The following is a 10916-nucleotide window of genomic DNA, read 5'->3' as shown; positions in this document are numbered from 1 at the left end:
TAAAGCACGTAGTCTTCATGGATTTCTCAGCGGAATTTATGCTTCGCTATGTGCATATCAATTAACCCATCGAAATAAGCCAAAAATTCAAATTATGAAATCATCGGCTTAAGCAGGATTCAGGTTATAATAATAATGACGGCACATTCCCCATTCCCCCTCAAGGCTCGGCTTGAGGGTTTTTTTATGTGAAAAAACTGTTTGCCCAGCTAGGTTTCCAGTCACGGATTGCCTAAAATCCTCCAGATATCACTTTCCAAGAACGTTCAAAATGCAATTGATCTGGTTCCGCCAAGACCTTCGAATTCATGATCATGCCGCACTGTGGCATGGCGCCCAGCAAGGTGCCTGCATAGCACTGATCACCTTGTCTCCCGAGCAATGGAAGTTGCATCAGGATGCCCGGATTAAAATCGATTTTTATCTGCGTCGCCTCGGCATCTTAAAGCAGCAGTTAGCACAGTTAAATATTCCATTGATCATTCTGAATGTGCCTTTATGGCAAGAGCTGCCTGCTAAATTGCTCACCCTGTGCCAACAGCTAAACATCGATACGGTACATGCGAATATTGAAGTGGGTGTAAATGAGCTGCACCGTGATTTTCAGGTTCAGCAACGGCTGGAACAGCAGCAGATCAAGGTCGAACTGTATCATGATCGTAGCCTGTTCCCGCTAGGCAGCATTCGCAATCAGTCCAGCCAGCCTTATCAGGTTTATAGCGCGTTCAAGAAAAAGTGCTATGAGCGACTGATTCTAGATATACCCAGCTGTTATCCTGCCATTCAGCCTCAAGATCCGCTTGAATTACCGGCACAGTTAAACAGCTTTGATCTGCAAAAGTTTGTGGCTGACTATGAGGTCGATGATGCTGCACAGCTCTGGCCTGCGGAAGATCACGCTGCCTTTGAGCTGCTCGATGATTTTATCGGGGAGAAAATGACTCACTATAAAACCGAACGGGATTTACCTGCAGTCGATGGTACCAGCCGCCTGTCACCGTATCTGAATATTGGTATCCTCTCGATTCGCCAATGCATTCAGGCCCTGTTTAAACAGCATCAAGGCTATTTCCAGATTGATGATATTGGTCAACAAACCTGGCTGGATGAACTGCTCTGGCGGGAATTTTATCTGCATACCCTGTTCGACTTTCCCCGTGTATCCAGACATCGTCCGTTTAAAGAAAGTACCGATAAAGTCCAGTGGCGCAATGCACCTGAAGATCTGATCGCTTGGCAACAGGGGCAAACCGGGATTCCGATTGTGGATGCCGGCATGCGGCAAATGCGAGCCACCGGCTGGATGCATAACCGGGTGCGCATGATTACCGCGATGTTCCTGTGCAAAAACCTGCTGATTGACTGGCGTTTGGGAGAAAGCTGGTTCATGCAGCATCTGATTGATGGTGACCTGGCGGCGAACAATGGCGGTTGGCAATGGTGTGCTTCGACAGGTATGGATGCCGTACCCTATTTCCGGATTTTTAATCCGGTCAGCCAGTCACAGAAGTTTGATCCGAATGGAGATTATATTCGCCAGTGGGTACCAGAACTGGCCCACCTGGATGCCAAATCCATTCATGAACCCTATGCTAAAAATTCTGCACTTGAACTGGATTATCCCAAACCGATGGTAGATTTAAAAGCATCCCGTGTACGGGCAATTGAGGCATTTAAAAGTCTGTGATTGTGATTTTAATTTTTGAAAAATTTTGGATTTAAAGAAGGTTGCATGGATGCCACTTTTTCCATTCTCGCGCTACAGTTTAAAGCAGCGCTTAAACTGGATCAGGACATCGCATAGCGGGAATCAAAGACTTTTACTTGCTCTGGGTCTTTCCAAAGCAAGCTTTCATATAGACAAAGCTTTGAATATTTAGAGAAAAAATCAGGCTATGACATCCCCTTTCAAATGAGTATTTAAGAATAAAAACTTGGATCAGGTACTTTCCCTGTCAGCACCCACTCTCCCACTTCCTGATACTTATAATCTACCGGATCATGCAGGGTCTGAGTGCGCACATTGCGCCAGAATCGATCCAGATTCAGTTGTGCAGTCGTTGCCCGCGCCCCCATCACCTGAAAAATATTCTGGGTAATATATAAAGACGTATGGGTCGCAGCAATTTTGGCCGTCGCAATGGCAACTGAAACTTCTCCACGTTGCTTCGCACTTAGGTCATTTCCCAGATCCCAGGCTGCCTGAAAAGCCTGAACCGCTTTATCTGCCAGTAAACGTACGCCTTCTAGCTGTACATAAAACTCAGCGAAATGCTTCTGGGTAAAGGGATCATTGACTGCATCTTCTGCCAGTGATTTGGACCAGGCTTTTTGGGTTTGTACGGTCTGTCTGGCGATTTCAAATGCGCCTTCTGCCACACCCAGAAACAGATGTACGAAAATCAGCTGGGCAATCAAAGGCCGTAGACTTGAATACGGAGTGCTGAGTGGACCGGGATTTAACAGCAATTCATCTTCATGAATTTTGACCTGCTCAAAATGACTGGTACCGCTGTCAGTCTGGCGTTGGCCCATATTGTTCCAGTCGCCCAGAAAGCTCACCCCATCCCGCTGGGTAGGAATCACGCCAATCAGCAATTTGCCTGCATTGTTATAGCCAGAACACAGCAAGATATCCGAATCGATCGAACCTGAACAGAAGCTTTTATCGCCATGAAAAATATATTCGTTTTCCGAGACTTGAGTTACTGTAGTACGACGATCCAGCGGATTTAAGGTATTGCCCCAAAACAGGTTGTATCTGGCTGTCTGTTCAAACCACGGGCCATATTGTTCCGCTTGGGAAAATAATTGCACGGTCGCAATCAGCAAATGGTGAAAGCCATAGACATGCGCCAATGAACTGTCGACCCGGGCGATCACTTGAATAGTGTTAAATATGGTCTGCCAGTCGGCACCCTGACCGCCATAGGCCACAGGAATCGACAAACCTAGCAGGCCACTATTACGAATCAAATCACGTTCATGCTTGGGATTACCGCCTTGTTTGTCCCGTACAGCAGCAGTCAGGACAAAATTTTCGGCCAGTTTCTGGGCAATATCTACAGGAGACTGATCTAAATATGGGGATCGTACATTCATTATTTTAACTCATGTTCAGCATATGGGCAGCTTAGCAGATCAAGGCGATGACCTATATCCAAAAGCATGCAGAGCTTATTCCTGATATAAAAATACCGGCAGACTGCCGGTATTGGAACAGCTTGAATTTAAACTTTATTACGCTGTACTTCTGCGATCAGATGATCCACCACCTGCGGCTCAGCCAGGGTGGAAATATCTCCTAGACTGTCCAGCTCATCGGCTGCAATCTTTCTCAAAATCCGGCGCATGATCTTCCCAGAGCGGGTTTTTGGCAAAGCCGGCGCCCAGTGCAAGGCATCTGGTGTGGCCACTGGACCGAGAGTCTTACGCACCCAGCTGACCAGCTCAACACGTAATTCATCTGAACTTGCCACAGCAGCCTGCAAAGTGACAAAGGCACAGATTCCCTGTCCTTTAATATCATGCGGCATACCAATGACAGCAGCCTCAGCCACCGACTCATGCGCCACCAGCGCACTTTCAATTTCTGCCGTACCTAGGCGATGACCGGACACATTCAATACATCATCGACCCGGCCAGTAATCCAGTAATAACCATCTTTATCGCGACGTGCGCCATCCCCGGTAAAATAGGTGCCTGGATAGGTCGAGAAATAGGCTTCGATAAAACGCTCCGGATCGCCCCAGATGGTACGCATCTGACCTGGCCAGGAATCCTTAATCACCAGATTGCCCTCAGCTTCTCCCTCCAGTTCCTTGCCGTCAGCATCGACAATAGCCGGCTGTACTCCGAAGAAAGGCCGTGTCGCAGAACCCGGTTTTAAGGCAGTCGCACCCGGCAATGGCGTAATCATAAAACCGCCGGTTTCGGTCTGCCACCAGGTATCGATGACTGGACAGCGGCTTTCCCCCACTACGGTGTAGTACCAGTTCCAGGCTTCTGGGTTAATCGGCTCACCGACTGACCCCAGAATTCTCAGGCTGCTACGGTCACTTTCCCGCACAAAAGCATCACCTTCACGCATCATGGCGCGGATGGCAGTCGGTGCGGTATAGAGAATGGTCACGTTATGCTTGTCGACAATATGTCCGGTTCGTGCCCAGCTCGGATACTGAGGAACTCCTTCAAACATCACGGTGGTGGTACCATTTGAAAGCGGACCATACAGCACATAGGAATGTCCGGTGATCCAGCCGACATCTGCGGTACACCAGAACACATCATCCTGCTTGATATCGAAAGCTTCACGGAAGGTACAGTTCACATAAGTCAGATAGCCGCCAGTGGTATGCAATACACCCTTGGGCTTGCCAGTAGAACCTGAGGTATACAGGATAAATAGCGGATCTTCGGCATTCATCGGTTCGGGCGGACAGATGTCATTGACTGACATAATTTCCATGTGATACCACAGATCACGTCCTTCCTGCATTTCAATCGGGTTACCGGTACGGTGCACCACTATTACATTTTGAATGGATTCTGTACCCGCAATTTTCAGGGCTTCATCGACATTGGCTTTGAGAGGAATAGCTTTACCACCGCGCATGCCAGAATCGGCTGTAATCACCATTTTGGCCTGACAGTCTTCAATCCGGCTGGCCAGAGAATCTGGCGAGAAACCGCCAAATACTACACAATGAACCGCCCCGATCCTGGCACAGGCCAGCATGGCAATCGCAGCTTCGGAGACCATCGGCATATACAGCATGACCCGGTCGCCTTTCTGGATGCCATTTTTCTTCAGCACATTGGCGAAACGGCAGGTTTCATCATGCAGCTCGGCAAAGGAAATAATCTTGTGCCGTGAAGGATGGTCACCTTCCCAGATGATCGCCGGTTTATAGGGATGTTCTTTCAGATGCCGGTCCAGACAGTTGGCACTGACATTCAGCTGGCCATCGGCAAACCATTCGATTTTAAAATCGTCTTTGTTGAAACTGGTACTTTTGACTTGGGTAAAGGGTTTGATCCAGTCCAGACGTTGCGCCTGCTCTGCCCAAAATTTATCTGGCTGTTCTATAGAATACTGATAACGTTCAAAGTACTGGTCTTCGAGTGTACGTGCTGTTTTTTTAAAATCTTCGGGTACTGGATAGATCTCTTGCATAAGTCACTTCCTTGATTTTGTTCTATCTCATCACGAGAGGTTAATACTGCGTTGTTGATTGTTTTTTATGCATAATGGCAGTATGGCCTGCTTATTTTAAATCCGGCAATCATGCTTTCGTCGTAGATTATTTATACAAATTCAATCAAAATAAACCACAACTTACCGTACAGAATCTTCTGCGCAACTGTGTATGATGTGTAGCAAAGCCCTTTACAATAAAATTGACCTCTCGTGGTTATTGCGTCTGGTTTAGCAGGATACTCTTTATGAAATCGCCTGAATCTCCCTATTTTAGCCCGCCTAATCTGCCTGCAATAGATCATCCCTTGTCGATGAAAGGCCGTTTCGGGCGCTTGAGCTTTATTGCCTGGTCGACATTTCTGCATTTCATTTTTTTATTTGGCAGTATTGCGCTCGGCCTCAGTATTGATATTGTAAATATTGCTACCCTTTCCGTGGATCCTAACTGGCTGATTTCAATACAGGGCTTGGCCAGTATCGGTGTGATGATCATGATACTGGCCTATCTGTATTTCGCTTTAGTCGTTACCATCCGCCGTTTGCATGATATGGACCGGAGTGGCTGGTGGGCGCTGTTATTATTGATCCCCTTAGTGAACATTTTTGTATGGCTTTATATCGTCTTTGGTCCGGGCGATCGTGGCGTGAATCAATATGGTCCGGCACGGCTAACCTTGTTCTGGGAAAAGGTGCTGGCATGGCTGATGATTATCCTGACCCTGCTTAGCCTGTTGGGTTCACTGGCTTTATTTGGCTATATGAGTGGTGGAGAACAGCCGCAAACCCCGGCTGAAATGATGCAGAAAACCACCAAATACTTTTAATCTTGCCCCTGCTATTTAAGAAAATATTCGGCCTCGGTTGAAAGTCCTTGTTAATTTTTTGCTGAACATCAGGCAAAATAGGTAAAATTTGAATTGTGGATTTTTTGTGGCAGAGCAAAATAATACCTTAAGCCAAGTCACTGAGGGCACCACGGAGTTGTTGCAAGAGGCAACTGAAAAAACAACCCAGACCGTGATTGAACATACCGCCAAGTATAATGATGCTTATAGTGCCATTGACAAGATCATAGAAGGTTTTTGGGAGCGTGTGCCCTATTTCTGTATTGCCTTGGTGGTGATTTCGATTTTTTGGTTACTCTCCAAGATATTCAAGTTTTTCATACGTAAAACTTTGGAAAATCGCTCTTATACCCGCCAGAACCTGGTGTTGGTACTTAATCGTGTCGGTAGCAGCTTTATTATTTTCTTTGGGGTTTTGATTGGACTGGTCATTGCCGTGCCTGGCTTTACCCCGGGTCAACTGATGAGTGCCCTCGGGATTGGTTCTGTCGCAATCGGCTTTGCCTTCAAGGATATTTTCCAGAACCTGCTCTCTGGCGTGCTGATTTTGCTCAGTGAACCGTTCAAGATCGGCGATGATATTATCGTGAATGGCATGGAAGGTACGGTCGAAGATATTCAGATTCGGGCCACCTTTTTACGCTCGCCAGATGGCCGCCGTATCGTGATTCCGAACGCGACGGTCTATACCAGTCCAGTCACGGTGAATACCGCTTATACCCGTCGTCGCTGCGAGTTCGTGGTGGGCATTGGTTATGAAGATGATATTCAAAAAGCCAAAGACCTGATTACCGCCATTTTGGATAAAGACCCAACCATCCTGAGCCAGCCGGGCTTTAGTGTCAATGTCACGGCACTGGCGGATTTTTCCATTACCTTAAAAGCTTTCTGGTGGGTCGATACCACTGAAACAGCAACCGGAAGCTCCATCAGTGCGGTACAGGAACGGGTCATTCAGGCTTTTGCCGAACATAATATTTCGATTCCTTATCCGGTACAGGAAGTTAAAGTCTATCGCGGCGAAGGCAATGAAGATGTCTCAGCCCGTGCTAAACAGTCGACCTAAAACATAAGGAATCACAGTTTCTGTACGGATAATACGGTTGCCTAGGCTCACGGCCTGGCAGCCGTTTTTCATGAGTAGCTCTATTTCATAAGGAATAAATCCACCTTCTGGTCCAATAATGATCGTACAGGGCTGTTCAATCGCAAACGGCATCACTTGCTCGGCATAAGGATGTGCTACATAAGCCGGTCGGTCTGTCGTAATCAAGCCCGGTAAGATATCTTCAACAAAGGGTTTAAAACGTTTATATAGCTCGATTTTCGGAGCGATGGTATCCCCTGCCTGTTCCAGTCCCAGCTCGATATAATGATTTAACTGCTGTAAAAACGGGGTTTGCCAGTAACTTTTGTCGACACGGTAACTGTGCAATAAAATAATTTTTTCGACGCCCAAGGTGACACTGTCCATGATCAGACGGCGCAGCACTTTCGGACGTGGCAAGGCCACAATTAAGGTCACGGGTAATTTTTCTGGAACAACTTCCTCTTGAAGCGGTTTTAGTCGCACTGCTTTTTCAGAGATTTCGACAATTTCAGTCAGGTAACGCTGACCTTCCCGAATACCGACTTTTAAAGTGTCTCCAACTTGAATCTGCAAATGCTGCTGCAAATGTTCCAGTTGCCGAGTCGAGCTAATAGACCAGAATTCAGCTTCGGTTTGACGCGGATCAAGCAGGACGATATTCATAAATCATTAACTCTATTCATCCCATCATAGGATACGCAAAAATGTCATCCACCACTGTCCGAGGCAGGTCGCTATTCAATAAATAATGTTTCTGCGATGTTGAAGCAAAAAAGATGGTATTTAACGAGTTTTGTGGATGACAAATGGTTTTGTTACTTTTTGCCAAAACAAAAGTAAAATATAAGCTTCGAATATTTAAATAATACCGAGAAGAATCCACAGTATATTTTCCAAAAATATTTGAAGTATTCACATTTACTTATAGATACTGATCAATCACCTGAATATGTCTCTCAAGTGATCCTGTATTTAACTGCATAATTTTCTGCGCTGCAGTATTCAAGCTTTCCGCCTTGATCTGATCTTGCAAAAGTTCCAGCAATACCTCTGCCGCCTGCTGGGCATCCTGCACCACTGCGACTGCATCTGCCTGAACAAACTCATCGACAATGGTCTGAAAATTAAAATATTTTTTGCCTAAAATAGTCGGCACATTCAGTGCAATCGGCTCCAGAATATTATGCCCACCCCCCGGCTCATTCAGCGAACCACCGACATAACAGGCCTGACTTAAACCATACCAGAGCCACATTTCACCCATGGAATCGGCCAGATAAACCTGGGTATCCATTCCGATAGATTGCCCCAAACTCCGGCGCCGGGTTCTTAAACCTAGCGACTGTGCAGTCTGAAACACCTCATCAAAACGTTCCGGATGACGTGGCACGACAATACACGTCAAACTTGAATCAGCCTCTAAGGCAGATTCTAAAGCACTCAGAATTTCTTTTTCTTCATGGGCGTGGGTACTGGCTAGCGTAATAATTTTACGACCTGCTAGCTGCCATTGCTGTTTCAACTGATCTGCCTGCTGGATAAAATGCTCAGGCGCAGTAATGTCAAATTTGATATTGCCCAAAACCTGGGTTTTTTCGGCTGCGATCCCCAATTCAATATAACGTTGCTGGGTAGCTGGATCTTGTGCCAAAAGTCGAGTCAACTGTTTTAGCATGCCTCGAGTCAAACCTTTGACCTTGGCATAGCCCTTGGCAGATTTTTCCGAAAGACGTGCATTTAACAAAATCGTGGGTACATCAAATTCTGGTGCCTGATCCAGCAGATTAGGCCAAAGCTCGGTTTCCATCAGCAATAAAAGTTTCGGCTGATACTTCTGATAAAAATCCTGGATGAGTTCTTTCTGATCAGCGGGTAAATAGACAGCTTGAAATAAGTCCAGATAAGGCGCTTTTGAAAAGAGTGATTTGGCCCGTGCCTGTCCTGTTTTGGTGGTATTGGTGACCAGTACCGGATGACCAAGCTTTAAATAATGTTCGATTAATGGTTGCGCAGCGTTGGTTTCACCCACCGACACCACATGAAACCAGATGGCATGCAGGTTTTTAGGAGGCTGAAAGGGGCCGAAACGTTCTGTCAGTTCTTGTTGTAATTGCTCAGGATCGGTCGCACGTTTACGAATACGGGATTGATATAAGGGTTTAATCAGCGTCAAGGCTGCGTTATACCAAAATGGAGTAGCCACATTGCGCCCCTGTCCAAAGATTCAATGGGCAGAATATAGCAGAGCCACATCGACATGTTAATCAATGTGGCTCATTTTTAGATTATTCTGCAGTAGTTAAAGCTTCTGCTTCAGCTAGGGTCGGATAATCAATATACCCTTCAGCTGCCTGGCTGCCGATCATATTTTCCAGCTTCAGTTCGTTCAGCGGTGCATCTTCGAGCAGACGCTCATACAGATCCGGATTGGCAATATAAGCCTTACCAAAAGATACCGCGTCTGCTTTGCCTGAAGCTAGTAATTCAATCGCATCTTCACGGCTTAAACGCATATTGGCAATATACGGCACACCGTTTGAACGCTGCTTCATATACTCTGAAATGCTGTCTTCCGCCAGGTATTCACGGGTAAAGAAAAATGCGATCTGGCGTTTGCCCAACTGTTCCATGACATAGCCGAAGGTTTCACGTGGATCATTGTCGCCCATATCGTGTTCATCGCCACGCGGTGCCAGATGGACACCGACACGGTCTGCCCCCCAGACTTCAATCAGTGCATCCATGACTTCCAGCAGGAAACGGGCACGGTTTTCAACTGGGCCACCATATTCATCTTCACGCTGGTTGGTCTTGGTTTGCAGGAACTGGTCAATCAGGTAACCATTGGCTGCGTGCAGCTCAACCCCATCAAAACCGGCTGTTTTGGCTCGGATTGCTGCCTGCTTATATTGTTCGGTAATCGCATGAATTTCTGAAATTTCCAGCGGACGCGGCAATACATAAGGTCGTTTAGGGCGCAGCAAACTGACATGACCTGCCTGTTGCACACTGCTCGCCGAAACCGGGGTTTCCCCGTTGAGTAATTCTGGATCAGACACACGGCCCACATGCCAAAGCTGAGCCACAATCAGGCCACCTTTGTCATGCACTGCTTGAGTGACCTGCTGCCAGCCTTCTACCTGTGCATCAGTAAAAAGTCCCGGTGTATTACGGTAACCATTGGCTTCTTCAGAAATCACCGTAGCTTCGGAAATGATTAAACCTGCACTTGCACGTTGCGCATAGTATTCGGCCATCATTGGCGTCGGTACGCGGTCATCGGTTGCACGGCTACGGGTTAACGGTGCCATGATGACACGGTTTTTAAGTTCTAACGCGCCTAGCGTTAAAGGAGAATTTAATTCAGCCATCGTTACTCCCACCTGTTAAATTTAAAGGTGTTGTTGTATATGTTCGATATATTGCTGAATCAAGGCTTCATTGCGCGAGAAATAAGACCATTGTCCATGCTTGGTCGCGGTAATTAACCCGGCCTGCTGTAATACAGACAAATGATTAGACATGGTGGACTGAGAAACTTGTCCTAACTTTTCAATCTGCCCTGCACAGACCCCACGTTGAAAGCCGCCACACTCTTCTGCAGACAGATATTGTTCTGGCGATTTCAACCATTCCAGAATCTGCCGACGTATCGGGTTGGCTAAGGCTTTAAAAATTAGATCAAGGTCCATAGGTACATCACAATTCGTGGCGCAACAAAACTTGGTTCAGCATTTGAAACTATTATATCGTAATTTTCCGATTTATATATCGATAAAT

The 10916-nt window shown here is 46.5% G+C and carries 9 protein-coding genes and 1 pseudogene; 4 read left to right on the top strand and 6 right to left on the bottom strand.

Annotated features, from left to right (window positions below; genetic code table 11):
• Nucleotides 1-112, top strand: a pseudogene (locus tag KUG37_RS03555) (IS982 family transposase); the annotation flags it as partial.
• Nucleotides 113-271: 159 nt separating this feature from the next.
• Entirely contained in the window at nt 272-1687 is a 1416-nt protein-coding gene (locus KUG37_RS03550; protein WP_216938504.1) for a deoxyribodipyrimidine photo-lyase, read from the top strand.
• A gap of 233 nt (nt 1688-1920) precedes the next feature.
• On the opposite strand, the gene KUG37_RS03545 is transcribed toward KUG37_RS03550, so the two are convergent.
• Together KUG37_RS03545 and acs are read right to left on the bottom strand one after the other, a co-directional pair.
• The gene (locus tag KUG37_RS03545) at nt 1921-3102 is read right to left on the bottom strand and encodes an acyl-CoA dehydrogenase family protein (RefSeq protein ID WP_216938501.1); all 1182 of its coding nucleotides are present in this window, start codon (nt 3100-3102) and stop codon (nt 1921-1923) included.
• A 128-nt stretch (nt 3103-3230) separates the two neighbouring features.
• Nucleotides 3231-5177, bottom strand: coding sequence for an acetate--CoA ligase (gene acs, locus KUG37_RS03540; RefSeq protein ID WP_216940180.1), 1947 nt, complete (start codon nt 5175-5177; stop codon nt 3231-3233).
• A gap of 269 nt (nt 5178-5446) precedes the next feature.
• Between acs and KUG37_RS03535 the strand changes: the two genes are divergently transcribed.
• Entirely contained in the window at nt 5447-6025 is a 579-nt protein-coding gene (locus tag KUG37_RS03535; protein ID WP_216938428.1) for a DUF805 domain-containing protein, read from the top strand.
• A gap of 106 nt (nt 6026-6131) precedes the next feature.
• Nucleotides 6132-7112, top strand: a complete 981-nt coding sequence (locus KUG37_RS03530; RefSeq protein ID WP_216940178.1) for a mechanosensitive ion channel family protein — start codon at nt 6132-6134, stop codon at nt 7110-7112.
• Here KUG37_RS03530 and KUG37_RS03525 read toward each other — a convergent pair.
• From KUG37_RS03525 to KUG37_RS03510, 4 genes are all read right to left on the bottom strand, one after another.
• Nucleotides 7086-7799 (bottom strand): 16S rRNA (uracil(1498)-N(3))-methyltransferase, encoded by a 714-nt coding sequence (locus KUG37_RS03525; protein WP_216935759.1) that lies wholly within the window; start codon nt 7797-7799, stop codon nt 7086-7088. The genes KUG37_RS03530 and KUG37_RS03525 overlap by 27 nt on opposite strands.
• A gap of 259 nt (nt 7800-8058) precedes the next feature.
• The gene (locus KUG37_RS03520; protein WP_216935761.1) at nt 8059-9339 is read right to left on the bottom strand and encodes a 3-deoxy-D-manno-octulosonic acid transferase; all 1281 of its coding nucleotides are present in this window, start codon (nt 9337-9339) and stop codon (nt 8059-8061) included.
• 82 nt (nt 9340-9421) lie between these two features.
• Nucleotides 9422-10507 (bottom strand): alkene reductase, encoded by a 1086-nt coding sequence (locus KUG37_RS03515; protein WP_216940176.1) that lies wholly within the window; start codon nt 10505-10507, stop codon nt 9422-9424.
• A gap of 21 nt (nt 10508-10528) precedes the next feature.
• On the bottom strand, nt 10529-10828 hold the full coding sequence (locus KUG37_RS03510) for a helix-turn-helix transcriptional regulator (RefSeq protein WP_216935765.1): 300 nt from the start codon (nt 10826-10828) through the stop codon (nt 10529-10531).
• Nucleotides 10829-10916 lie beyond the last annotated feature (88 nt).

The sequence above is a fragment of the Acinetobacter sp. BY419 genome (genome assembly GCF_019038395.1).
GTDB lineage: Bacteria > Pseudomonadota > Gammaproteobacteria > Pseudomonadales > Moraxellaceae > Acinetobacter.
This window is presented reverse-complemented; position numbering and strand designations above follow the sequence as displayed.